Annotated in this window: 18 protein-coding genes, 1 pseudogene and 1 riboswitch; of the genes and pseudogenes, 7 read left to right on the top strand and 12 right to left on the bottom strand. The window is 37.9% G+C overall.

The features are described 5' to 3' along the window. Nucleotides 1–170 precede the first annotated feature (170 nt). Nucleotides 171–668, bottom strand: a complete 498-nt coding sequence (locus B9T27_RS00320; RefSeq protein WP_086204897.1) for a phosphate-starvation-inducible protein PsiE — start codon at nt 666–668, stop codon at nt 171–173. 169 nt (nt 669–837) lie between these two features. Here B9T27_RS00320 and B9T27_RS00315 point away from each other — a divergent pair. Next, nucleotides 838–1,459 (top strand): annotated as a pseudogene (locus B9T27_RS00315) (FMN-binding negative transcriptional regulator). Nucleotides 1,460–1,511: 52 nt separating this feature from the next. Here the strand turns inward: B9T27_RS00315 and B9T27_RS00310 are convergent. The 3 genes from B9T27_RS00310 to B9T27_RS00300 form a co-directional block, all read right to left on the bottom strand. Continuing rightward, on the bottom strand, nt 1,512–3,293 hold the full coding sequence (locus tag B9T27_RS00310; protein WP_086204896.1) for an acyl-CoA dehydrogenase C-terminal domain-containing protein: 1,782 nt from the start codon (nt 3,291–3,293) through the stop codon (nt 1,512–1,514). A gap of 169 nt (nt 3,294–3,462) precedes the next feature. Continuing rightward, nucleotides 3,463–5,265, bottom strand: coding sequence for an acyl-CoA dehydrogenase C-terminal domain-containing protein (locus B9T27_RS00305; protein WP_086204895.1), 1,803 nt, complete (start codon nt 5,263–5,265; stop codon nt 3,463–3,465). 313 nt (nt 5,266–5,578) lie between these two features. Next, nucleotides 5,579–6,217, bottom strand: a complete 639-nt coding sequence (locus B9T27_RS00300; RefSeq protein WP_086204894.1) for a hypothetical protein — start codon at nt 6,215–6,217, stop codon at nt 5,579–5,581. Between the two features lie 139 nt (nt 6,218–6,356). Here B9T27_RS00300 and baeS point away from each other — a divergent pair, with 139 nt between their 5' ends. Both baeS and B9T27_RS00290 read left to right on the top strand, forming a co-directional pair. Further along, nucleotides 6,357–8,015, top strand: coding sequence for a sensor histidine kinase efflux regulator BaeS (gene baeS, locus B9T27_RS00295; RefSeq protein ID WP_086205387.1), 1,659 nt, complete (start codon nt 6,357–6,359; stop codon nt 8,013–8,015). A gap of 15 nt (nt 8,016–8,030) precedes the next feature. After that, entirely contained in the window at nt 8,031–8,717 is a 687-nt protein-coding gene (locus tag B9T27_RS00290; RefSeq protein ID WP_086204893.1) for a response regulator transcription factor, read from the top strand. 80 nt (nt 8,718–8,797) lie between these two features. Here the strand turns inward: B9T27_RS00290 and B9T27_RS00285 are convergent, their stop codons facing one another. Both B9T27_RS00285 and B9T27_RS00280 read right to left on the bottom strand, forming a co-directional pair. Continuing rightward, complete coding sequence (locus B9T27_RS00285) at nt 8,798–9,178, bottom strand: MmcQ/YjbR family DNA-binding protein (RefSeq protein WP_086204892.1); 381 nt, start codon at nt 9,176–9,178, stop codon at nt 8,798–8,800. 22 nt (nt 9,179–9,200) lie between these two features. After that, the gene (locus B9T27_RS00280) at nt 9,201–9,800 is read right to left on the bottom strand and encodes a L,D-transpeptidase family protein (RefSeq protein WP_086204891.1); all 600 of its coding nucleotides are present in this window, start codon (nt 9,798–9,800) and stop codon (nt 9,201–9,203) included. A 246-nt stretch (nt 9,801–10,046) separates the two neighbouring features. Here B9T27_RS00280 and B9T27_RS00275 point away from each other — a divergent pair, with 246 nt between their 5' ends. Next, complete coding sequence (locus tag B9T27_RS00275; protein ID WP_086204890.1) at nt 10,047–11,450, top strand: hypothetical protein; 1,404 nt, start codon at nt 10,047–10,049, stop codon at nt 11,448–11,450. Nucleotides 11,451–11,500: 50 nt separating this feature from the next. After that, complete coding sequence (locus B9T27_RS14955) at nt 11,501–12,574, top strand: hypothetical protein (protein WP_228146117.1); 1,074 nt, start codon at nt 11,501–11,503, stop codon at nt 12,572–12,574. A 39-nt stretch (nt 12,575–12,613) separates the two neighbouring features. On the opposite strand, the gene B9T27_RS00265 is transcribed toward B9T27_RS14955, so the two are convergent. The 6 genes from B9T27_RS00265 to B9T27_RS00240 form a co-directional block, all read right to left on the bottom strand. Further along, nucleotides 12,614–14,056, bottom strand: coding sequence for a protein adenylyltransferase SelO (locus tag B9T27_RS00265; protein ID WP_086204889.1), 1,443 nt, complete (start codon nt 14,054–14,056; stop codon nt 12,614–12,616). Between the two features lie 64 nt (nt 14,057–14,120). After that, on the bottom strand, nt 14,121–14,450 hold the full coding sequence (locus B9T27_RS00260; RefSeq protein WP_086204888.1) for a DHCW motif cupin fold protein: 330 nt from the start codon (nt 14,448–14,450) through the stop codon (nt 14,121–14,123). 89 nt (nt 14,451–14,539) lie between these two features. After that, nucleotides 14,540–15,706: an acyl-CoA desaturase gene (locus B9T27_RS00255; protein ID WP_086204887.1), complete on the bottom strand. Its 1,167-nt coding sequence runs from the start codon at nt 15,704–15,706 to the stop codon at nt 14,540–14,542. 352 nt (nt 15,707–16,058) lie between these two features. Next, complete coding sequence (locus tag B9T27_RS00250) at nt 16,059–16,781, bottom strand: glycerophosphodiester phosphodiesterase (protein ID WP_086204886.1); 723 nt, start codon at nt 16,779–16,781, stop codon at nt 16,059–16,061. 238 nt (nt 16,782–17,019) lie between these two features. Beyond that, nucleotides 17,020–17,598: a cob(I)yrinic acid a,c-diamide adenosyltransferase gene (locus tag B9T27_RS00245; protein ID WP_086204885.1), complete on the bottom strand. Its 579-nt coding sequence runs from the start codon at nt 17,596–17,598 to the stop codon at nt 17,020–17,022. A 94-nt stretch (nt 17,599–17,692) separates the two neighbouring features. Next, nucleotides 17,693–19,555: a TonB-dependent receptor plug domain-containing protein gene (locus B9T27_RS00240; protein WP_086204884.1), complete on the bottom strand. Its 1,863-nt coding sequence runs from the start codon at nt 19,553–19,555 to the stop codon at nt 17,693–17,695. A 34-nt stretch (nt 19,556–19,589) separates the two neighbouring features. Beyond that, nucleotides 19,590–19,801, bottom strand: a riboswitch (cobalamin riboswitch). A 141-nt stretch (nt 19,802–19,942) separates the two neighbouring features. Between B9T27_RS00240 and B9T27_RS00235 the strand changes: the two genes are divergently transcribed. Beyond that, nucleotides 19,943–20,587 carry a phosphoribosylanthranilate isomerase gene (locus B9T27_RS00235; RefSeq protein ID WP_086204883.1) on the top strand — a complete coding sequence of 215 codons (645 nt, stop codon included), beginning with the start codon at nt 19,943–19,945 and terminating at the stop codon, nt 20,585–20,587. Continuing rightward, the gene (gene trpB, locus B9T27_RS00230; protein WP_086204882.1) at nt 20,568–21,812 is read left to right on the top strand and encodes a tryptophan synthase subunit beta; all 1,245 of its coding nucleotides are present in this window, start codon (nt 20,568–20,570) and stop codon (nt 21,810–21,812) included. Before B9T27_RS00235 ends, trpB begins: the two co-directional genes overlap by 20 nt. Nucleotides 21,813–21,881: the final 69 nt, after the last annotated feature.

The following is a 21,881-nucleotide window of genomic DNA, read 5'->3' as shown; positions in this document are numbered from 1 at the left end:
TTATTCCATCTGGCCTAATAATAAGATTGCCCTTTAAAGAGAAGACATAAGCACAATCGATTAGTATCAGATGATTCAAGTATTCCCTCTTTGCAAAGAGGGAATACTGAGGTGTAACGATAATTTGATGGAAAATATTTAGGCGAATCGCATTAGCTAAAGCTGTATTTTTATGCGAGTTCATCATCCTCTGGACGAGGTGTTTTACCATGTGCCAATGGTTTACTCATGTGTTTATCTCGAACCACAGACGGATAATTCCATGAGGCATATCTTACAATTAAAATCGCGATGGCTAGAATGAGAATAGAACCAGTGATAAGGATTAAATCCATACTGGCTTTATGCTCATGTTGAATATTTGAAATTAGTAATCGGGTCAGTGCTGTAATAGCAACATAAATCAGAAAACGCACTGGCATATGGTTGGTTTTAAAGTAAATTCCAACCATTGCACCCAATTCTAGATAAATGAAAATTAATAAAATATCATCAATCGTTGCATATTGTTTTACTGTTAAAATTTCAATAATGGTATGAATAGCTGACCATGCGATCATACAGCCAATAATAAATAAGGCGATATAGTGAAAGGCTTCTACCGCAAGATTACCAAAGCGATCAAGTAAACTCTCTATTTTTTCAATTCGTGGGTCTTTATTGCTCATATTTCCCTCCTCGTTATTGGATGACTGTAACTCAATTTAGTTAAGAGCATGCAAATTTCATGCACATGAAGAAAATATTAAAATTGATGCAGATTTATAGTGAGCATAAAAAATGTTAAGTTCTTTATAGCAAAATTCAAAATAGTAGCGATGATAGAGCACGTCTATCATGTATTTACCAACCCACTTTTTAGAAGAAAATGAAGATGAGCTATTTAGACTCATGCTCAATTATCCATTAGGTAGCTTAGTCATAATTAATGAAGGGGAAATAGAAGCCAATCATATTTCTTTTGAACTGGACAGTTCGATGGGTGAGTTAGGAGTATTACGAGCGCATATTGCAAAAGCGCATCCCTTGTTTAGTTTGTTAGATCAAGCAAAATCTGCCTATGTTATTTTTCAAGCCGAACAAAGTTATATTTCACCCCGTTGGTACGAAGGAAAACAACGGCACCATCGGGTTGTTCCGACATGGAATTATCGTGTTGTGCATGTAAAGGGTATGGCTAGGCGTATAGATGATGAAAAATATTTACGTGGTGTATTGGCACGCTTAACCCGTAATCATGAGGTTATGCAAGAAAAGCCATGGAGAATGACGGATGCACCAGAAGATTTTTGAAGAACAATTAGAAAAAATTGCAGCACTTGAAATTGAAATTACATCCATTGTCGGTAAATTTAAAGTGAGCCAGAATCGTTCTGAAACAGATATTCAGAAGATATCAAATGCTTTAGACAATTCTAATCCTGAAATGTCGAATGTAATCAGGAAATATTATCCTTAATAAAATAATAAAAAACGCCTGAAATGACAGGCGTTTTTTACATAACTAGAGTTTAAGCTTGGTTAATAAAATAATCTTCACTGAAGTTCATAATGACTTCTGAACCAGCTTTGATCTTCATAATACGTGAACTTAAATCAGGTAGGATACGTTGAATAAAGTAATGTACTAGTGCAAGCTTATTTTGATAAAACTCACCTTCTTTTGCTTGTGCTGCATTGGCAATTTTTGCGAACATATAGCTAAAGCTTAATAGACCCACTGCATGTAAATAATCAACAGCAGCGGCATTCGAGAATTCTGCATTTTCCTGTGCGCGTTCCAAAATGTGTTGGGTGATCATTTCTATTTCAGTGACAACATCTAAGGTTGCATCTTTAATGAAGTTCAAATCAGTGTCTAATTCGTTGGCAAAATCACGAATTTCTGTAATATATTCAGCAATGAATTCACCCTTACATTTAATGGTTTTACGACCAATTAAATCTTGAGCTTGAACGCCGTTGGTGCCTTCATAAATCTGTGCAATACGTAGGTCACGAACACATTGTTCCATACCCCATTCACGGATATAGCCATGCCCACCAAAGACCATTTGTGCATCGATAACAGCATCAAAAGCAGTATCTGTTAAATAAGCTTTGGCAATCGGAGTCAGTAGGGCAACACGGTTATTTGCCGCAGCGATTGCTTTAGGATCTGTTGAGAACTTAGTGATGTCTAATTGTTGACCTACATACACTGCAAATGCACGAGATGCTTCGTTATTGGCACGTGCATTGAGTAACATACGACGTACATCACCATGTACCAGAATGCTATCTGCAGGTTTGTTTGGTGATTTTACGCCAGTAACGCTACGGCCTTGTACACGATCTGTCGCATATTGTGCTGCATTTTGATAGGCATATTCAGAAGCACCGAGGCCTTGAATACCCATAGATAAGCGTTCGTAATTCATCATGACGAACATGGCAGCTAAACCTTCATTTTCTTTGCCTACTAGGTAGCCTTTTGCAGCATCAAAGTTCATCACACAAGTCGCAGAAGCTTTAATCCCCATTTTATGTTCAATAGAACCTGGGCCAGCAGTATTCCGCTCACCTAAAGAACCATCGGCATTGACCATAAATTTAGGCACGATGAATAATGAAATACCACGAGAACCTGCAGGTGCATCAGGTGTTTTGGCCAAAACTAAGTGAATGATATTTTCAGCAAGGTCATGATCACCACCAGTAATGAAGATTTTTGTACCGGTAATGTTATAAGTGCCATCTGTATTTGGTTCAGCTTTAGTTTTAATAATACCTAAATCAGTTCCAGCATGTGGCTCTGTTAAACACATGGTACCAGACCATTCACCTGAATAGATTTTAGGTAAATACGTTTCTTTTTGTTCTTGAGATGCATAGCTGTTTAATGCCATACCTGCACCAACTGAAAGCAGTGGGTAGAGCATAAAAGAGGGATTGGTTGCAAAGAGCATTTCATCTGCAAGTACAGTCAGCATTTTTGGCATAGCCTGACCGCCCCATTCTTCATCAGCCGCTAAACCGATCCATCCACCTTCTGCATATTGTTGAAATGCTTCTTTAAAACCAGCAGGTGTGGTGACTGCACCATTTTCATAATGTGCGCCTTGTTCATCACCTGTACGATTGAGCGGTAAGGTAACATTTTGAGCGAATTTCGCCATTTCTTCAAGAATGGCTTCAGCAGTGGCAGCATCAACATGTGCAAGTTTTTCGTTTGCTTGCCAGAATTGTTCTGCTTTAAATACATCGTTAAGGATGAACTTCATATCCGCAAGGGGCGCATTATAAATTGGCATGATTGTACACCTGATTTTGTTTAAATTAGATCATATTCGTGAGTCTAAGCAATGCTTCATGGGCATGTTAGACGAATAAGGGTCAATATTTATGTGTATTTATAAAGAAAAAGGACAGCCAAAGCTATGACTGTCCTTTTTCTTTTTCTGTACTCAAGGGTACAGTTTTTTAGAATGCGAAGTGTTCAGCATCTAAAGACATTAACGGCTCTAAGCCACCCGCGATCACGTCTACATGAGAGCGAACACGTGGTAAGATTTTTTTGAAGTAGAAACGTGCAGTAGTTACTTTTGCATTATAGAAATCAACTTCAGTCGTACCAGTCGCTAATGTTTCTTGAGCGACAAGTGCCATACGAGCCCATAAGAATGCAAGCGTGACATAACCAGAGAAGTACATGTAATCTACCGCAGCAGCACCGACTTCATCTGGGTTTTGCATTGCACGCATACCAATTTGCATGGTTAAATCACCCCACTCTTTATTTAGAGCAGCAAGTGGTTCAATAAATTCTTTCATGCCAGCAGTATCTTTGTTGGCTTCAATAAATTTATGCACGATCTTCGTGAAGTCTCTTAACATTGCACCTTGAGTACCCAATACTTTACGACCCAATAAGTCTAAAGCTTGAATTTCAGTGGTACCTTCGTATAAGCAAGCAATACGTGTATCACGTACAATTTGCTCCATACCATGTTCAGAGATAAAGCCGTGACCACCAAAAACTTGCACGCCATGCTTCGCAGATTCTGAACCTGTTTCAGTTAAGAATGCTTTGGCGATTGGTGTAAGTAAAGACAAGATGTTATCAGCGAATTTACGTTCTTCTTCTGTAGAACCTTGTTCTACAACGTCTGCATATTGAGATAAGAAGTAAACTAATGCACGACCACCTTCAGCAAATGCTTTTTGAGTCATAAGCATGTTGCGAACAGCAGGATGTACAATAATTGGATCAGCTTCTTTTTCAGGTGCTTTAGGACCTGAAAGTGAACGCATTGCTAAACGATCTTTCGCATAAGCAAGTGCACCTTGGAAAGAAGATTCAGATGCGGTTAAGCCTTGAACTGCTGTACCAATACGTGCAGTGTTCATGAAGGTAAACATTGCATGTAAACCGCGGTTTTCAGGTCCAATCAAGAAGCCTTGTGCATTATCAAAATTGATGACGCAGGTTGAGTTACCGTGGATTCCCATTTTATGTTCAATCGAACCACAACGTACTGCATTACGTTCACCAATAGAACCATCAGCATTAACATTGAATTTAGGTACGATGAATAGAGAAATACCTTTGGTGCCTTTAGGTGCACCTGGTAAACGTGCCAACACGATGTGAACAATGTTGTCCGCCATGTCGTGTTCACCCGCTGAGATAAAGATTTTCTCACCAGAAATAGCAAAGCTACCGTCTGCATTTGGCTCAGCTTTAGAACGAATAATACCAAGGTCAGAACCTGCATGAGATTCTGTTAAGCACATAGTACCTGTCCATTCACCAGTAACAAGTTTTGGTAAATAAGTAGCTTTTTGTTCATCTGAACCGTGATGCTCAATAGTACGTACCGCACCATGAGAAAGACCTGGATACATACCCCAAGCCCAGTTTGCAGCACCGACCATTTCAGAAATAACAGTGCCGAGTGAACCTGGTAAGCCTTGACCGCCGTGTTCTTCAGGAACAGAAAGCGATGGGAATCCAAGTTCGATATATTTTTGATATGCTTCTTTAAAACCTGTAGGGGTTGTTACTACGCCATCATTCCAAGTACAACCTTCGCGGTCGCCAACTTGGTTTAATGGAGATAGTTCATTTTCACAGAAGTCTGCAGCTGCTTCTAAGTACTGATCAACCAACTCACGGCTTACGTTTTCTTGGAATGCAGGGAGTTTTGCGTAATGTTCTTCGGCATTTAATAATTCATGCAAAACGAATTGCATATCACGTAAGGGCGCTTTGTATTGCGGCATAATGGGTTCCTCAATACTGGTTAAACCAGATTTATAATCCTAATAAAAGATGTGTATCATCAACGACAGGACACATCACATATTTGTTCTAGTACATCGTGCAACATCTTATAGCGAGGCACAAGATAACTACGTTGTTTCTCTGTGACTGTAAAGTCAAAGATTTTTTTTATTAATTAGCTAAGTTTATAAAATATATGTATTTTGTGGTTAAAAAAATGCAACAAACTGTCAAAATCGTAAAAATATATGTCAAATAAAAAAGGCACTTATTAAGAGTGCCTTTTTATCATGAAAATTACAAGCGATAGGATTAAGACGCTTTATCAATATTCATCATGGGTATTTGTTTAGATTGTAAGTTTTCTGTTGGTTTTTGTACTTTGAATCTGACTACACAAGTTCCATTAATAGTTTTTTCACCCATTTTGACTTGAATCGCTTGTCCATTTGATTTACCAACACAAGCCTGTTGAATTGCTTCCCATTTTGCTTGGCGTTCAGCACGTTTTTGCTCAAATTGTTGCTTCATTTCAGCACGTTGTTCTGTAGTCATTTCTTGCATACGTTTTTCACCACGATGACCATACATCATTCTACTTTGATCATGACGTAACTCATGTTTCATCTCATGCATAGCTTTTCGGTCAGCCTTGAACACGATACTACAAGTACCATTAAGAGTTTTATCTCCAGCATTGATTTGAACGGTTTCTCCAACAGTTTTTCCATCACACGCTTTTTTGATTTGCTCTCGCATCATTTTATGTTGAGCACGCATTTGTTGCATTTGCTCACGCTGTTCAGGGGATATATGGCGATCACCTTTATGCTGTCCCATCATAGGCGAACCGTAATTATCTTTAGAGGTAGTGCTAGATTGACATGCAGTCAATCCACCTATGCTGATGATACTTGCTGTGATGAGTGCTATTTTTGTCATGCTTTTCATTGTGGTTACTCCACTGAATGTTTTATGTTTGTTGATCTGTTTGTTAAAGATTAAATAATAATGATGTAGAAACAATGGAGAGTTTTCTTTACGACTGTTCGATACAATGCTAGATATAGAACAAAAGGTGATTCCTGTTTTGAAGATACGTCGAGTTCCCATCGCATTACGCTTATTCCTAACCGTACTTTTAACCACACTGGTAATTACAACGGTGAGTTTGGGAGTCTTGCATTGGACTATGCAAAAGAACTTTGCCAAATACGTGGCAGATGTAGAGATGCAGAAACTGGATCATCTGATTGAAAATTTGGCAGAAGTCTATGGAATCTATCACGATTGGGGGAATGCCGTTCAAGCACAAATTTTTCAAATAGAAGGACAGGCTGCACCAGATGATTATGATCGGCTGTCGCGCTGGTGGCTAAGACGGCAATATGATATTGCACTGCAACAACGTTATTTCAAAGAACATACGCTGATGAATCAATTGGCTGAGGACAATACACAAAGTAAGCAGAGAATTGATCAAGCCGAGCTGAAAATTTTAGAGGAAAATCTACCGTCAGAATATCAACCCTTTGAAGGATTGGTATTTCCATTAAGTGCAAATCAGAGTTTATTTAAGCCATCAGATAAAAAGAATAAAAATTCAGCCTTAATTTCTCCCGAACAGCAGAATGGGAAGAAGCGTTTTATTTCTATGCCTGATCGTTTGGGCTTAAGTTCACGCTTATCTTTATATAATGAGAAACACCAATTTATTTTGGGTGAGGCATCCAATGATCAAGTGGCATATCGTCCGATTTTGGTGGATGATAAAATCGTGGGATATTTGGGCTTAAAACCAGTATTGGATCAAGATGATGCCCTGAGCATTAACTTCTTTAGTAATCAAAAACGTTATTTATTACTGATTTATATTTTGACAATTTTGGCCAGTTTAGTTGCAGCATTGTTATTAGCTACGTATTTTAAACAGCCAATTCAGCGTCTTTTAAATGCAACGCGAGAGCTAACTAAAGGTAATTATCAATATCAGGTGAAGATTAACCGAAATGATGAGTTGGGTGATCTTTCGACTGAAATTAACCAACTGGCAGTGATTTTAGAACAACATGAAAATTCACGTCGGCAATGGGTGGCAGATACTTCACATGAATTAAAAACGCCTTTGGCTGTATTGCAGGCACAGATTGAAGCGATGCAGGATGGTATTCGCAAGCCAACTCCAGAGCATTTTGAGTCGATGCTTCGACAAGTCACCAGTTTGAAAAAACTCACTCAGGATTTAGCCGATTTAGCACAAGCTGAAGCGCAGCAATTAAAATGCTATTTTGCAGAAATTGATCCTTGGAACGTGATTTTACAAGAAGTTGAAAATTTTAAACCAAAATTTGAGCAAGCTAATTTATCCATCTCTACACAAGGAGAGGGGGGGAAATTACAATTAGATATAGATCGTTTTAAACAAATTATGGTCAACTTATTGGGCAATAGTATTCGGTATACTGAAGCTGGTGGAGAGGTTCGTGTACATACAGCGCAGGATGTAAATTCTTGGACAGTATATGTGGATGATAGCCCACTGGGATTGAGTGATGAACAGTTGGCGTGTTTAGGTGAGCGTTTCTATCGAGTGGATGATTCACGTACACGTAGTACTGGTGGTACAGGTTTAGGTTTGGCTTTATCAGGTAAAATTGCACAAGCTTTGGGTGGAACGCTTAGTTTTGAGCATTCACCATTGGGTGGTTTGCGTTGCAAACTTACTTTTCCAAAACAGACAAAAGTTTAAAAGGAAAAATATTGTATGAAACATATTATGCTTGTAGAAGATGAAGTGGAACTTGCCCAATTGGTGCGGGATTATCTTGAAGCAGCAGGCTTTGAAGTCAGTATGTTTCATGATGGTCAAGAAGCTTATGAGAGTTTTCAGCAGCGAAAACCAAGCTTGATGGTGCTAGATTTAATGGTGCCACGCATGGATGGTCTGACCATTTGTCGTAAAGTCCGTGAACAGTCTGATTTGCCGATTATTATGGTAACAGCACGAACAGATGAAATTGACCGTGTCCTCGGTTTGAACATGGGGGCTGATGATTATGTCTGCAAACCATTTAGTCCCAAAGAGCTGGTTGCACGAGTACAAGCCGTATTACGTCGTCTAGAGCGTAAAGCAGAGCCTGAAGATAACAACCTATTTCGCATGGATAAAGCACAACAGCGGATTTGGTATCAACAAAAATCGTTGAATTTAACACCCACTGAATTTCGCTTGCTTGAATTGTTTTTAGAGCATGTCGGGCAAGTCTATTCTCGTGCGCAATTGCTAGATCATATTAATCCAGATAGTTTTGATGTGGCAGACCGTGTTATTGATAGCCATATCAAAAATTTACGTCGTAAAATTTCAGATGCAGCGGAAACTGGAAATCGACATGAATGGATACAAGCTGTTTATGGTATAGGCTATCGTTTTGAATATCCTGAAGATTAATTATTCAGCATCATAAATTTATGTTTGTGGATAAACACAGGTGTTCTGATTTTAACGGGATGCATAAAAGACTTTGTTTTTTAATCTAAGGCTGTATGCATCTTTAAAATATTTTTTTGTGCTTTCGTTAATTTCTGAGTGACCAGCTCATAAGAGGATTGGACTAGATCTGTAAGCAATTCTTGATTAATTTGATCACCGTCATAAATTGAAATCCAATGACGTTTATCCATGTGATAGCCTGTATGGATGGAATCATAAATGTCTCGTAGCATTTCGGCGTGCTGTGGTTCACATTTTAAATTGATAAATTTTTTGCCATGTATTTCTGAGCTGAGCATGAACATTTTATCCATGACTTTAAATACGGGAATTCCATCCCCAAAAGGATAGCTTAATTCTGCTTTAGGAAGTTTGGTTGCAATTGCTGAAGCAACTCTTTGTATTTCATCACCCGTCATTTAGCTTCTCTACACTGATTTATTATGGATAAATTTCGATAGGTGTATGGTTATCCACTAATTTCCAAATTTCATCCATATCGACATTTCTAACTGCTATACAGCCCCAAGTCCAATCACTTTTGGGTAAATATTGCATTAAACTTGATAATTTTTGAACTTGTGCTGTGGTTGCTGAACCATGAATCATCACATCGCCACCTGCTGAAACACCGAGCTGATCAGCTTTTCTCTTATCTTTTTCATTTGGATAAGAAATGTGGAGTGACTTATAAAAAGCACTTTTGGAATTGCGCCAGTCAATGTAATAACGACCTTCAGGGGTTTTTCCATCAGCTTCTTTAACTTTATGTCCTAAAGGATCAAAGCCAAGTCGCATTACATAACTGCGAATAATTTGTTCATCATGTAGAAGTTGAACTCTACGTTCAGCTTTATATACTTTGACTTCAGTAATAGGACTGTTTTGTCGAATTTTTTGTATTTCACTTACTGTTAAATTTGGAGAAAACTGTGCAGTGTCTGTTATTGGAAGATATTGAGCATATTTTTGATAAGCATAAATACTTAAAATACTGAGTGTCATTAAACCGAAAAGAAGAAATATCGTTTTTTTATTCATAGGTGTTTTTTTATACAGAGGCTTGTGTTTTATTTTGCTTATTTGAAATATTAAATGCCATAGTGACTTTGTGTAGAGGGTTTAATATTGATTGTTTATTAAAAATTAAATTAATTTAAGTATTTAATAAAAATAATAAATAAATGATAATTTTTACAACATTTTATTGAGTTTTTGCCAAATAAGCTATATTTTGAGCGGGCTTTATATTTATAAAAATTATTTTATTAAAAAGAGAGATTTCTGATGTTATTCAAAAAAACATTGTTAGTAGTCATGTGCAGTACAGTGATGGTTGCTTGTGGGGGCGGTGGGTCATCATCTGGAGATAGTTCAACAGGTGGTGGTAATGGTAATGTTGTTGTTCCTGCATCGGATTTAGATAAAGCGAAACAACTTATTGATACAACGAAAGCGATAATTTCTTATTATGATGGTTTTGAAGATATCGCGGACAATTATAAAACTCCAGTAACAGTCATTAATGATACGGCATTAGATTTAAGTCGTGGAACAGGAATGGTTGTACTTCTTGCTGAGCTTGCTTTGGAAGATGCAAAAGGACAATCAAAATCATATAATGCTGCTGCATTAGAAGCTTTACTTGAGCAAGATGCAATTAACAATGATTATCCAATTGAATATGATTTAAAAAATAATACTTTAAACATTCAAGTGACAGCAGGTTCTGTTCAAGTAACTGGTTCAACTGATGTTGCTTATTGGGATGGTTTCAAGGATGGTATTTCTTGGGATTGGAGTAATTCTCAATGGTGGATGAATAAAGCTAATTTTATTTATACAAACCAAGCAACAGTGAATGTAAATAACGTTGTGATAGAAGCGCCTTTTGTTTCCAATCAAAAAACATATAACTTTAAAATTGCGAAAGGTGGTGTGATTGACATCACCAATGCGGCTAAACAAAAAGCAAAATTTAGTTTTACAGAGGATAGTACAGCACAATTAGTTTATGCTGTTTCAGATACGATGAATAATCAAGAAACTTTACCAACAACAGCGGCATTAACATTAAAAGGTTTAGTTTTTGAAAGTGCCGATGTGAAAGCGACATTAAGTGAAGTTTCATCTGAAGCTAAACAAGCCCGATTTAAAAATGGTGTTGAAACTGCTGAACAGCTGATTCCATATAAATTGACTTTGAAAGGTCAAGTTGCTTATCTAAAAGAAGTACTAAATTTAGATGTAACATTTAAGCTCAATAATGATTTATCTAAAGTTATTGATATGAGTGCTGGTGAAACATCAACGAGCTTTATCAATGCAGATTTGGCAGTCAAACTTGATGGTAATCTCAAAGGTGCAAATGCAGCACCAACACCATTTAGTATTGGGATTACAGCAAAACGTGCTGAATATACTAAAGGAAATGCAACTGTTGCATTGGCTGTAGATAAAAATGCATTAGATATTGAATTAACTGCAACGGACATTGATAAAGAATCACCAATCGTGAGTGGTTTAATCAAACATAAAAATGGTGCATTTGTACAGGTTGCAGATGTACAAAAATTTACTTCTGCAGATGTGAAAGTTGGCAGTACAAGTTATGGCACTATTACGAAAAATTCATCAGATCAGTATGTGACTAAATTTATTGATAATACGATTACTTACATTACTCCTTAAAATCTGACTTGAGAGAAGAGGACAGCATATGCTGTCTTCTTTCATATTGAATGAAAAAAAATCTTATATTTTTAATGCTGTGCCCAACATGGGTATATGCGGAACAGTCTGTTCGTTTTTCTGTCAATGCTGAACTTTATAGTGAACCAGTATCTGTACATGCTTTTTTAGATGATTGGGAAACTTCGAATCTTAAAAAAGGAAAAAATGCTTTTGCTTCAGGGAAAATGAAACTTGAAACCCAAAAAGACAATTGGACATTGGGTTGGGTATGGAGCTATGACTATCAACTAAATTTTAGTGAAGACATGGCAAAGTTATATTACCAAATTGAAAATGATCAACTTATTGATGGTAACAAACGCTATGACTTAGAACTCGATGCGCAGCATGTTGATACGGTCGGAACACGATTTGCCTATGATTGGAACATGGGCTCAAATTGGAAAGTTACAACAGGTGTAACAGCGCTAATTGGTCGTCATTATGTGGATGGGAATTTTAAAGCTACAGGTCAAACAACAAATATGACCGAGCTTATGGATCGTGTTGATTGGCTCAATGGATATTTAGATTATAGTTACGATCAACCTGCACTCAAAGAAGATGAATTGGGTTGGAATGGTAAGACCGATAAAGGTTATGGTTATAGTTTTGATTTAGGTCTGGCAGGGAAGATCGGTCAAAATTGGTCGGTCAATGTACAGCTTGAAGATGTATTGGCGCATCTTTATTGGGACAATGCACCTTTTACACGTTATACACTCTCATACGATCAAGACGGTCGCCCGCGTATGAATATCGCAGGGCAACTAAGTACAACGAAAGAATATAAGCAAAAGTTACCTTATAAAATAACCTCCGAGATTCGATATGAACCAGAAACTCAACCATGGAGCTTGAGCCTGAGTAGCTTTTCTAATGAATATTTAACCTTAGCTCAATTGAATGGGTTTTGGCAGACTGAGCCTTTAAAATATGGTATTCATATTGAACCACAAACACAGTCTTTAGGCCTTTCTGCACAACACAAAAATATTGGCTTTAAATATATGGCAGATGATCTTGCAACAAATGATGCGCATCGCTTTAGTACTTATTTGTATGCACAATATTTTTGGTGAGAACCATAGAGTTGAACTTCATTTAGGTGTGGTGAGTTGTTAAGAAGAACAACTCACCATCACTTCTGGTACATCACTTGGAAGGGGAGCTAAATCTTCAGCTTTTTCCAAGTCAGGCTGTTGCGTAAAAGGTTGGCTGAGCAATTTAAACAGTCGATCGACTTCTGAAAAATCACCACGTTCAGCCTGTTCAATTGCTTTTTGTGCCATGTGGTTACGCAGAATATAAACAGGATTGGCTTTAAGCATTTCAGCATCCAATTCACCTTCATTTTGATTTTTACGAATATTTTCATACTGAGTAAAAAAGTCTTCAAACTGACGACGATCAATACAATCATCTTTAATAGCTTCGTATTGTTTATTTTGCATACGAGTAAAGCTGTCGGTGTAATCCAGTTGCTCACTTTGTAGAATTCTTAAAAAAGCCATTGCACAATCGAAACTGTCTTTATGGAAAATCGGCAGTCCCATCTTTTGGCATAAACCCTGTTTATAGTGTTCTAAAAAGGTCGTTTCAAAGTGCTCAAGACAATTGGCTAGATCATTTTTGAATTGTTCTTTAGTTTCAGGTTGGGTAAGTGGAATTAAATTATTTAACCAATTCCACAGATTCCAATGTGCCATACTCGGCTGATTTTGATAAGTATAACGACCATTATAATCACTGTGATTATTGATCCAATTTGGGCGGAAGCGTTCCATAAAACCGTATGGACCAAAGTCCAAAGTTGAACCTGTGATATTTAAATTATCGGTATTCATCACGCCGTGTGCAAAACCGACCAATTGCCATTTTGCAATCATCACAGCCGTATTTTGAATGACTTTAGTGGCAAAAGCTAAAATAGGTTGCTCTGCTTCTAAACATTCAGGATAGTGCCATTCGATACATTTTTGAGTAAATTCTTTCAGTAATTCAGGTTGATATTGGTTAATCCACTCAAAATGTCCTAAACGGATATGACAGTCGGAGGTGCGTAACATCATCGCACCCAATTCTAATTTTTCTCGTTGTACGCCTTGAGACGATGATGTAAAACCCACTGAATTACTAGATGGTACACCTAAGCTAGTCAGGGCATGACCCGCTAAATACTCACGAATGACTGAACGTAATACTGCTCGTCCATCGCCCATACGTGAATAGGGCGTAGAGCCGGCGCCTTTTAAATGTAGATCAATAGTTTGGTTGTTTTTATCTACAATTTGAGCGATGAGCAGACCACGACCATCACCGAGTTGTCCTGCCCATTGTCCAAATTGGTGTCCTGCATAGACCATGGCGAGAGGAGGAAACTCAGGAAATATTTTCTGTCCGCTACAGATTTCGACCCACTCCGCCTTTTCTTGTTGAGACCATTGTAAGTGATCAGCCAATGCCTCATTAAAATGCCCCGCTTTTGCCCCTTTTAAAGGCGCTGGCATTTGTTGATGATACAGCTTGGGATTTAGAGACGGATAACGTGGATTAAATTGCATAGCAGTACATACTGAATCAAATTCAATTCACTATACTGGATATGATAGAGTGATGAAAATAGTATTAATCTACAATAAAAAGTTTTGCACCTATAGCCGTAGATGAGCGATGTGCTTCGGCTTGATCAGCCACTTGATAGCTCATTCCCGCAGTAAGTGTGAATGTTCGACCATCTTCAAGCTCTGTCTCTAATTGACCTTCTAGACAAAACAAAATATGTCCTTTAGAACACCAATGATCTGCTAAATAGTTTTTTGAATATTCAACAATTCGCACGCGAATATGATCGAATTGTTGTGTCCGCCAAAGTGCATAACCTTGTTCACCACTGTGCTTTGTTGGTTCTATTTCGTTCCAATTGGTGGTACTAAAAGGGATATTATTGAGTTGCATCATTTTTCCATTTTTATTAATTTGGAGTTGAGTTTAAAGTTCAGATAAAAGAAAAGCTCCTTTCGGAGCTTTTCAATGGGATTGTTTGATTAGTCAGTCACAACATTCTTTTTTACATTACGCATTAAAGTTTCTAAACGTGCACGGTGATAACTGAGTTTCTGTTCAACCAATTGGAAATCCACTTTAAGTTTGTCATCTATCTGGTGTATTTTTTCAGCAACAGAAGCTTTCTTTGCTTGGATTTCTTGTTCTTTCAGCTTTGCCCAATCATTTAAGGTATGGCTAAATGCTTCGTATTCTTGAGAAATACGTTGTTTCATTGCCAAAATATCTGCATTCACATCATGGCCGTAAACAGCTAAATCTTGTTCAGCATATTTAAATTTCATCGCCAATTCAGCTTTTTTGATATTAAAGCTTGGAATACGTCGTAAATTTTTGGCTAAACCGAGTTTAGAACACGACCAAATTAACCATTTAGTCGGATCATATTGCCACCATTTAACCCCATTACGATAATCGTATTGGAAAATATGGTGATAGTTATGATAACCCTCACCCCAAGTTGCAATGGCTAACCAGAAATTGTCACGTGCCGTATTTTCATCTGTATATGGGCGTTTTCCCCACATATGACAAAGTGAGTTAATAAAGAAAGTGACATGATGGCTAAGGATCAAACGTAATAAACCACCAAGTAGTAACACGCCCCACATATCACCCACGGCCCAACCAATCGGTAGTAGGATGGCAGCATGAACAACAATCACCAGTGGAACGTAATATTTGTCCTGAAACATGACGACTTTATCATTGAGCAAATCAGGCGCATTTTTATAGTTTGATTCTGCTGCTGGGTAATTGCGTAGCATCCAACCAATATGTGCGTACCAAAAACCATTATTAATTGAGTAAGGATCTTGCTCAATATCATCGACATGACGATGATGAGTACGATGTCCTGAAGCCCAGAATAAAATACTGTTTTGAACTGCAAATGTACCCATGATCATTAAAATGATCTTGAGTGGTAGAGTCGCCTCATAAGCACGATGTGCCCATAAACGATGATAACCCGCAGTAATACCTAAACTACTTAAACCAAGTAAAGCAATTAAGCTGACCCAAGCACTGGTGCTAAAGTCATGATGATAGGCATATAAAGGAATGGCAATAATTGCGACGATTGGCAAAAAGACAAGCGCAAAAACTGCGATCCAATTAATGGGGGCTTTGGGTAGGGGAGGATTCATCTCCAACAGCACTCCTAAAAACCTTAAACAGGTAAAAACGAAAGCATAGCTTAAGTGTTTTTCTAGGCTATACGTTCGAGGATATTAGCATGAGCGAACATATGTTCACCAGTATTATTGTACATCTGTATTGGTTAAACAGTAACAGAATAAACCAAACTTTTAGTGGGTTTTATCGGAACAGGAGATACTAAGCAGTGATTACTGGTGTGGATGCATAAATGTACGATTTAAGAATATTATTTTTGCCTAAAGCTACTTTGCTTATACATATTGATAAGACTAAAGTTTTATCACCAATCTATTAAAAAATAGCTGATGATTACATTGGCAAACAATGGCTTGGCAGTTTTTATTTGGTTTGTTGTAATGCTTGCTGCATCAGTTTGGGAAAATCTGTAATTAAGCCCTGAATACCTAAATCACGGAGTTTTTTCGCACGTTCAATCGTATTAACTGTCCAAACGCTGACATTTAAGTGTGCATTATGTGTAGCTTGAATCATTGCATTGGTTGCTAGTTGATTCATCCAGCCGATTTGGCAACAATCTAATTCTAAAGCTTGTTCAATGGCTTTTTCTTGAATGTCCTCTTCTATGAGTAAACCACGTTTAAAAGTAGATGCTTGCTGTTGTAAGGCTTGATGAATTTTTAAATCAAAACTGGTAATCACCGCAGATTTCTCAAAACCGTATAATTGTTTTTGTAATTCAATCGTCAGTTTTTCAGCTTCAGCCATACTCTGGACCGCTTTCACCTCAACCTCAATATGCTCAAAATTGTGCATGATGGCTAAAGCTTGTCGTAATGTTGGTGTGATCTGTTTCTCCCAATCCATCCAAATAAATGCTTGATTATAGTTTGCTAAATCTTGACTAGAACAGGAATCAATATTTTGGTCAATGCCTGTGGTTCGAATGAAATTGTCATCATGCATGATAATCAGTTCATCATCTTTTAGTTGGCGCACATCAAATTCGACGGCACGAATACCCAAATCATGAATATATTGAAATCCCGCTAATGTATTTTCTGGCGCTTCACCTCGTGCACCACGATGACCGATAATTCGCATAATTATTCTAAATATTTTGTAATTAAATTATTTATAGTTAAGCACAGGATAAAAATGAATACTATTTAAGATATTTTATTTGAGTGAACATTTTAGTTCTGTATTTGACTTGCTTGATTTTGCTTTAAGTATTAATTCTTTCAGACACTACATTTTGTAGTATCTGAAAGGGGTGACCGCTATGTCAGGCATGATTTAAGAGATCACATTTTTATGCTGCTTTAACGTGCAAAAATAATTAGATGGTTTCATTAATATTTTTTTGCCAAAGTACTTCGCTACCGCCTTCAGCCCGTTGTAATGCGCGTGAAGCGACAAATAACCAATCGGATAAACGATTGAGCAATTGTAATGCCGTGGCCTGAATATTTTGATCACGGCTTTGTACTGTCATTAGGCTTCGTTCGGCACGACGGCAGACAGAGCGAGCTTGATGTGCATAACTACAGGCTAAAGTCCCCGCAGGCAAGATAAACTCTTTTAGCATTGGTAAAGATTCATTCATACGGTCAATTTCTTTTTCAAGAAATTCAATGCAGAGCGGTTGTAATAAGTTGTAGTTTGGAATACACACTTCACCACCGAGATCAAATAACCAGTGTTGAATCAGGCTTAAAGATTTATCCCAGTGTACTTTATCTTGAATAGCACTGGCAGTAATTTGTGAACGTAAAATACCAATAACCGAATTTAGTTCATCCACATCGCCTAATGCAGCAATGCGTAAATCATCCTTTGCAACACGTGAGCCATCGCCTAGACCTGTAGTACCCGAATCACCTGTACGCGTATAAATTTTACTTAAACGATGTCCCATCATTATTCCTTAAATTTGGTTAAATATTTAAATGCATTAAAAAAGGATAATGCCACATGTATGACATTATCCTGAAACTTACAATTTTGCGATATTAGTATTTAAGTGTCACACCAACAGAGGCTAAACGTCCGCCATTGATATAATAAATATTGGAACCGTTATATGCCGTTTTATAATTTACATCACCAATATTTTGAATATTAGTAAATAATTTAACATTTGAATTGACGTTCCAGTATGCATTGACATCGGTAGTCACATAGCCTGGGGTTGTGGTTGGTGTTGTCGATGGCCAATCTGCAAAGTCTTTAGCTTTTGATTTAGCAGAAACGGAAGCACTGATACCAAATTGCTCATCTTGCCAACCAGTTGTCAGGGTCGCACTTTGACGCGGGCGACGCGTTAAATCATCTTTAGTTTCATCATTTTTAGCTTGTACATAAGCATAAGAAAGATTTAAAAATAATTCATCTTGTTGCCATTTTAGTCCTAATTCACCGCCAGTAAATGTCGCTTTATTTAAGTTAATTAGATGACTACCAGAATAAGTAATTAAATCGTTAACTTGATTGCGATAAGTAGAAAAGCCTAAAGATAGATTATGAGTGAGTTTTTGATCTAAACCAATTTCATAAGAAAAACTTTCTTCAGGTTTTAGATCAGGATTGCCGCCCCAGCTAATCGCATACAGATCATTTGTGGTGGGTGCTCTAAATGCAGTGCCGATATTAGTATAAATACTGGTTAAAGGAAGAATTTGGTAACGAGCTGCAGCTTGACCTACAGTTTTAGTTCCAAATTTCTCATTATCTTCAACACGGATACCTACTTGAGTATTGAGTCCATGGTCTTGATATTGATGTTGGACAAAGTAACCCGTTGTAGCAACATCTTCATTGTATTTAACTGTACTCCATTCACTGATAGAGAGTACGTCGCCTTCAATATTTTTATGTGATACACCGGCTAAAACATTTTGCGCTGGAGTAAATTGCCATTTGGAATAAATTTCAGCTTCTTGCGTTTTACTATGTACAAAATCAGGGGAATTATTTTGCTGAAGTTCTTCTTTAAACTGAGATAAACGTGCATTCACCACAATATTTGGTGTGATATTTACCCGACTTTTAAGATTAATGATTTCATTCTTGAAATCTTGAGAAAGCGGTTTGCCGTAGTTGTCATAATCGCTATAGCCTTGATTTTCACTATAATCAAGCGATGCAGCAAAACGTTCTTTATCCACGCCTAGTTTAGCGCTATAACCTTTTTGATCATAACTTGCATTTTCACTATTCGGACGATTTGTAACTGGAGTACCATCAGTTTCTAAACGTTGTCCACGAATTTGTGCATAGACACCATTTTCTACTAAATCAGCTCCAATCACTGATTTATAGGTTTTATGCTCACCGACTTCACCTGTTACAAATGCAGTATTTTTTTTAGGAGTTTGTGAAATAAGCTGTACTACACCGCCAATTGCATCTGTACCATAAAGTACAGAAGCAGGGCCTTTGAGTACTTCTATTTGCTTAATATCGGTTGTATCTAAAAATGCTAAAGATGCCGCACCTGTTGTTGCACTATTTAAGCGAATACCATCTCTTAAAATAAGGGTGTGTGCAGAATTTGTACCACGGGTGAAAATAGAAGCAATTTGCCCAAAACCACCACTTTGCACCATATTGATGGCGGCATCGCTCATTAATAGATGCGGTAATTCAGCAATTGGAGATTGTTCAACAATTTGTGGTTCGATAATTGAAATACGTGCAGGGATGTTCTCAATTTTTTCTGCAGAACGTGTTGCAGTAACAACAATGGTATCTAAGCTATTGGTGGCTTGAGAACTTTTTTGTCCCGATTGGTCTTGCGCAAAAGCAGTAGCAGATAACCCCATCGCAATTGCGATAGCCCCTACAAGTGTAGTAGGTTTGAAAATAGTAGACATGACATGCTCCATACATTCACTCCCCGTGAATGCTTGAGTTGAGGGTACAATGAGCAGGTATCCGGACTTAAATATAGAATCAGAAAAAAGGATTCAGCTTGTTCCACCTTCCCACAAAGTATTGCAGTGATGTAAATCTTTCGATTTATTAAAGAACAAGGTTTCATTCTTACCGTTGCGGGGGCAGTGTTGGGTTTTCACCAACTTCCCTAAGCTTAAAGCTAGACTCATCGCATTTTCGCGCAGTATAAAGTTAGAATGATGTTTAAACAATGCTTAACAGATATTCATATTGAACTTTAACGCAAGCGAGTTAAATTGCATTACAATGATTTTCCTTAAGCTTTATAGATTGGCTATAAACTCAAACAGATTAGAGCCTTGTGTATGCGTACCCGTGCCAAAATTTGCGGAATAACACGACCTGAAGATGTCAAATCTGCTGTTGATTCAGGAGCAGATGCTATCGGATTTGTGTTTTTTGAACCGAGTCCGCGTTATGTATCGATCGAATTGGCGAAAGCATTGGCACAAGATGTGCCTGCTTATGTCAGCATTGTTGGTTTATTTGTTAATGCTACAAGTGAAGATATTGCTCAAGTTTTGGATCAAGTGCCACTCGATATCTTACAGTTCCATGGTGATGAAACACCTGAACAGTGCCAAGTAATAGCCCAGCAGAATAAGCGTCGCTGGTATAAAGCGATTCAGGTAAAACCTGAGCTTGATGTGATAAAAACGATAAAAGGTTATCAAGATGCTGGTGCTAGCGCAGTATTATTGGATGCATGGCATCCTGAACTGAAAGGCGGGACGGGCCATCAATTTGATTGGTCGCAGTTTCCAAAGTTAGATATTCCATTAATATTGGCAGGTGGCTTAAAGCCTGAAAATATTGAAGACGCTATAAAGATGACGCAAGCATTTGCGGTAGATGTCAGCGGAGGCGTAGAATCCGCAAAAGGTATAAAAGACCAACAACTCATTGAACACTTTATGCAAGGAGTCCAACGTGGATCAGCAAACTGTTAATCAACAAGATCAGGTGACTGACTATACTCAGTTCCCAGATGTAAATGGGCACTTCGGTATCCATGGTGGACGCTTTGTGTCAGAAACTTTAATGGCAGCTTTGGAAGATTTAGAAAAACTTTATTTTCGTATGAAAGATGATGCCCAGTTTTTGGCAGAATTCGACCGCGACTTAGCCTACTATGTCGGACGCCCAAGTCCTTTATATCATGCGGAGCGATGGTCAAAAGAGTTGGGTGGTGCGCAGATTTACTTAAAACGTGAAGACTTAAATCATACGGGTTCGCATAAAGTAAATAACACCATCGGTCAGGCTTTACTTGCAAAGCTTTCAGGTAAAAAACGTATTATTGCAGAAACGGGTGCAGGTCAGCATGGTGTAGCGACGGCAACCATTGCCGCACGTTTAGGTCTTGAATGTGTTGTATTCATGGGCTCTGAAGATGTAAAACGTCAAGCAATGAACGTATATCGTATGCGTTTATTGGGTGCGACCGTTGTACCTGTAGAGAGTGGCTCTAAAACTTTAAAAGATGCCATGAACGAAGCAATGCGTGATTGGGTCACCAATGTTGATTCGACTTACTACGTGATTGGTACTGTTGCAGGTCCACATCCGTATCCTCAATTGGTTCGTGACTTCCAATCGATTATTGGTCGTGAAGCACGTAAACAAATTCAAGAACAAGCGGGTCGCTTACCAGATGCTTTAGTAGCATGCGTCGGAGGTGGTTCAAATGCAATGGGCTTGTTCTATCCATTCTTGAATGATCCTGATGTGAAAATGTATGGTGTTGAAGCCGCAGGTTATGGCATTGAAACGGGTAAACATTCTGCGCCGTTAAATGCAGGTCACGTCGGTGTATTACATGGTAACCGCACTTACTTAATGTCAGATGAGCAAGGTCAGATCATTGAAACACATTCGATTTCAGCAGGTCTAGATTATCCGGGTGTGGGTCCTGAACACAGTTTTTTAAAAGATATGCATCGTGTGGAATATGTACCAATCAATGATAATGAAGCATTACAAGGTTTCCGTGATTTAACCCATATTGAAGGGATTATTCCGGCGCTGGAAAGTTCTCATGCTATGGCGTATGTGACTAAACTTGCACCAACGATGTCTAAAGATCAAATTATTATTGCGACGGTTTCAGGTCGTGGCGATAAAGACTTGATGACGGTTGCACGTATTGATGGCGTGGAAATGATAGATATGTAATTTATCTCTAAGCATTAAAAAAATCGTGTTTGGTATAAGCTAAGCACGATTTTTTTATGAATAAATTCT

This window comes from Acinetobacter sp. ANC 4648 (genome assembly GCF_002135345.1).
Taxonomy (GTDB): domain Bacteria; phylum Pseudomonadota; class Gammaproteobacteria; order Pseudomonadales; family Moraxellaceae; genus Acinetobacter.
The sequence above is the reverse complement of the archived record's forward strand: the minus strand, read 5'-3'. Positions and strand labels throughout refer to the sequence as shown.

Bases quoted from the DNA above. Each gene is read 5' to 3' on its own strand.
- B9T27_RS00320 (WP_086204897.1), bottom strand. From the start codon at position 668: ATGAGCAATAAAGACCCACGAATTGAAAAAATAGAGAGTTTACTTGAT.
- B9T27_RS00310 (WP_086204896.1), bottom strand. From the start codon at position 3,293: ATGCCAATTTATAATGCGCCCCTTGCGGATATGAAGTTCATCCTTAAC.
- B9T27_RS00305 (WP_086204895.1), bottom strand. From the start codon at position 5,265: ATGCCGCAATACAAAGCGCCCTTACGTGATATGCAATTCGTTTTGCAT.
- B9T27_RS00300 (WP_086204894.1), bottom strand. From the start codon at position 6,217: ATGAAAAGCATGACAAAAATAGCACTCATCACAGCAAGTATCATCAGC.
- B9T27_RS00290 (WP_086204893.1), top strand. From the start codon at position 8,031: ATGAAACATATTATGCTTGTAGAAGATGAAGTGGAACTTGCCCAATTG.
- B9T27_RS00285 (WP_086204892.1), bottom strand. From the start codon at position 9,178: ATGACGGGTGATGAAATACAAAGAGTTGCTTCAGCAATTGCAACCAAA.
- B9T27_RS00280 (WP_086204891.1), bottom strand. From the start codon at position 9,800: ATGAATAAAAAAACGATATTTCTTCTTTTCGGTTTAATGACACTCAGT.
- B9T27_RS00275 (WP_086204890.1), top strand. From the start codon at position 10,047: ATGTTATTCAAAAAAACATTGTTAGTAGTCATGTGCAGTACAGTGATG.
- B9T27_RS14955 (WP_228146117.1), top strand. From the start codon at position 11,501: ATGAAAAAAAATCTTATATTTTTAATGCTGTGCCCAACATGGGTATAT.
- B9T27_RS00265 (WP_086204889.1), bottom strand. From the start codon at position 14,056: ATGCAATTTAATCCACGTTATCCGTCTCTAAATCCCAAGCTGTATCAT.
- B9T27_RS00260 (WP_086204888.1), bottom strand. From the start codon at position 14,450: ATGCAACTCAATAATATCCCTTTTAGTACCACCAATTGGAACGAAATA.
- B9T27_RS00255 (WP_086204887.1), bottom strand. From the start codon at position 15,706: ATGAATCCTCCCCTACCCAAAGCCCCCATTAATTGGATCGCAGTTTTT.
- B9T27_RS00250 (WP_086204886.1), bottom strand. From the start codon at position 16,781: ATGCGAATTATCGGTCATCGTGGTGCACGAGGTGAAGCGCCAGAAAAT.
- B9T27_RS00245 (WP_086204885.1), bottom strand. From the start codon at position 17,598: ATGGGACATCGTTTAAGTAAAATTTATACGCGTACAGGTGATTCGGGT.
- B9T27_RS00240 (WP_086204884.1), bottom strand. From the start codon at position 19,555: ATGTCTACTATTTTCAAACCTACTACACTTGTAGGGGCTATCGCAATT.
- B9T27_RS00235 (WP_086204883.1), top strand. From the start codon at position 19,943: ATGCGTACCCGTGCCAAAATTTGCGGAATAACACGACCTGAAGATGTC.